Origin of the sequence: Priestia sp. SIMBA_032 (assembly GCF_046535215.1) — a bacterium.
Taxonomy (GTDB): domain Bacteria; phylum Bacillota; class Bacilli; order Bacillales; family Bacillaceae_H; genus Priestia; species Priestia aryabhattai.
Genome location: NZ_JAWRXD010001314.1, coordinates 1 through 246 on the forward strand (window position 1 = coordinate 1; position 246 = coordinate 246).

General features: G+C 43.9%; 1 protein-coding gene. It reads left to right on the forward strand.

All coding sequences use genetic code 11. The features are described from left to right. The coding region (locus SB717_RS38575) for a response regulator transcription factor (RefSeq protein ID WP_410908510.1) at positions 1 to 246 on the forward strand (246 nt) is incomplete at both ends.

Here is a 246-nt window from a genome sequence, read left to right on the forward strand (position 1 = left end):
CTAACAATTGGTGCGGACGATTATATTACAAAACCCTTTCGCCCACTAGAGTTAATTGCGCGAGTCAAGGCGCAGTTACGCCGATATAAAAAATATAATGGAGTAACGGCACAGAACGAGAATGTTATCGTTCACTCTGGTCTTGTCATTAATATAAGCACGCATGAGTGTTCTCTGAACGAGAAGCCGTTATCTCTCACTCCCACCGAGTTTTCAATCCTGCGTATCCTCTGTGAAAACAAGGGG